This window comes from Clostridium peptidivorans (assembly GCF_900205925.1).
GTDB lineage: Bacteria > Bacillota > Clostridia > Clostridiales > Clostridiaceae > Clostridium_AK > Clostridium_AK peptidivorans.
The window spans coordinates 1-2,552 of record NZ_OAOD01000046.1; the positions used below are offsets into that span (position 1 = coordinate 1).

At 31.8% G+C, this 2,552-nt stretch carries 2 protein-coding genes; both read left to right on the forward strand.

The features are described 5' to 3' along the window. The first annotated feature begins 278 nt into the window (after nt 1-278). The gene (locus CRN98_RS17195) at nt 279-953 is read left to right on the forward strand and encodes a response regulator transcription factor (protein WP_097028633.1); all 675 of its coding nucleotides are present in this window, start codon (nt 279-281) and stop codon (nt 951-953) included. A gap of 1 nt (nt 954) precedes the next feature. After that, entirely contained in the window at nt 955-2,112 is a 1,158-nt protein-coding gene (locus tag CRN98_RS17200; protein ID WP_097028632.1) for a sensor histidine kinase, read from the forward strand. Nucleotides 2,113-2,552 lie beyond the last annotated feature (440 nt).

Genomic DNA, 2,552 nt, shown 5'->3' on the forward strand with positions numbered 1-2,552 from the left:
GGTGTTCCTGTAAAGCAAAGCAGTGAAGCTTCGGTATTTTATGCTCACATAGACGAAAACGGCAATATGGTTGATGATAAAGGAAATATCCTTGCTAAAAAAGCTGATATCCATATTTTGGACGGAGACCAAGCAACCACTATACAAATGGCGTATTAATCTTGATAACTAATTTAAAAAAGTAAGGCAAAATGCTTAAATTTATGCTAGGATAAAGAGTAGTACTTAACCACAAGAAAGACTACTCTTTATCATTATAAGGAAGTCGGGTGATTGATTTGAGAATATTAGTTGTTGAAGATGAAGTTGACATTTTACAAGCTTTAAAACAAGGGCTTAAAAAAGAAGGATATGCTGTTGATATCGCAGAGGATGGGGAAGTTGCACTGGAACTTGTAGCTGTTAACTCCTATGACCTTATTTTGCTTGATATAAACTTACCATATGTAAATGGCTATGATATTCTAAAAATCGTTAGAGAAAAAAATTCAGATGTGGCAGTTATAATTGCCTCTGCAAATCGTGAGATTGAAGATAGAATTAAGGGCCTTGATTTAGGCGCAAACGACTATATCGTCAAACCATTTGACTTACGAGAACTAAAAGCAAGAATTAGAGCGTTATTAAGACGTGAGTTTAAAAGCGCCCCCAATATTATTACTGACGGACATTTTAAGATAGACTTAGGCACGCTGAAAGTGAGTTACAAAGATAAAGAAATTATCCTAACTCTAAAAGAGTATTCCATATTTGCATACTTAGTAAAAAACAGGGGTAAAGTCATAAGTGCAAATGAATTGTTTGAACATATATGGAACGATGAAGCTGACCCTTTTTCAGAAGTGCTAAGGGTTCATGTTTATTCATTACGTAAAAAACTAAATTTAGCTACTGGAAAAGATAATATTATCAAGACACTTAAAGGTGTTGGATACATGTTTGAGGGGCAATAAAATGATTAAATTTAGAAACAGTCTAAGATTTAGAATAACGGTATTTACTATTATTATTATGACAATCGCAAGTATTTTTCTCGTTGTTTTAATAAACGGCTATATTAACAAGATTATGCCGCAAGTTTCGGTTTCAATTATTCAAGATGTTCAAGCTGGCGAAAATGGTGCTATACAACAAGGCGGAGACCAAGTTACACAAGGAGGTTTTGTTATTACTGGTCATAGTGTTACAAAAACTATGAATAATGCAGTTACAAACATTTATATACAATCACTTATTTTCCTAGTCTTGATTATTATCATTGGTGGTATTGCGACTTATTTTATTCTTAACCATGCTTTAAAGCCTGTATTTGAACTAAATAGAAACATCAGAGAAATTAATGCCAATAACCTTTTATCAAACCTAAACCTTAAAGGGCCAAACGACGAAATCAAAGAACTTAAAATGTCGTTTAATCAAATGATTGCTAGGCTTAATAATGCTTTTAACTCTCAAAAACGCTTTAATTCCCATGTTGCCCATGAACTTAAAACTCCGCTTGCAGTTATAAAAACAAACATTGAAGTTTTAAATGAGCAAAACGGAAAAAGCGAGCAAGATTATGAACGTTTACTAGACCTTGCAACTAAATCCGTCAACAAAATGAATAATATAATCGAAACACTACTTGATATGGTGAGGAATGAAAATTCTAGACTAGATGAAGATGTTGATGTTAACGAAATTATAGAAGATGTTGTAACCGACCTTCAAACCATAGCAGGGTGCAAAAATGTAAATATTACAAATGAGCTTCGTAGTACAAAAAGTATTCAAAGCAATCATATTTTGTTTTACAGAGCCATATATAACATTGTGGAAAACGCTATTAAGTACAATATTCAAGACGGAAATATATATATTGAAACTTTTGATGAAAACAGCAATATTATAATAAAGATTAAAGATACTGGCAAAGGCATTCCTAATGATGTAATCCACAATATTTTTGAACCGTTTTTCCGAGTTGATAACATTGAAAATAAAAGTAGTTTAGGTCTTGGACTGGCACTTGCTAAATCCACCATTGAACTGCATAATGGAACAATTATAGTAACTAGTAAATTCGGCGAGGGAACAGATTTTCTACTATCTCTTCCGGTGACTTCATAGAGTCTTTTTATGCCTCCCTGAAAATAGATAGAGCTCACATGACAAGTGGTAAGTGATACTTTAATAAAGCATGGCTTTTAGAGACCATGCTTATTTTTATGTACATTCCCCTGACCCTATAGTGAGAGTGTGTACCTTGTTGTCACATTTTTTCTAAAGTTTTTAAATAAATTAATTTATTACATTTATAAGATTTTATATGTTACAATGTATGTATAGGTAAAAACTTGAATCTAGTTATAAAGTATACCTACTATATAATTCAAAGGATAATGCAAGAAAAGCTTTTTGTTTTTGCATTAATAAATAGGAGGGAATAAAATGTTTCAAGATAAGACTCTTTCTGAATTGAACGAAATTGCAAAAGAATTAGCTTTAAATAATCAATGGGATGATACTACTATTAATGTAAATAAAAAGATCATAAGCAAAAAATCCAA

What these genes read in the sequence shown, in the direction of transcription:
- CRN98_RS17200 (WP_097028632.1), top strand. Translation starts at nt 955, where the DNA reads ATGATTAAATTTAGAAACAGTCTAAGATTTAGAATAACGGTATTTACT.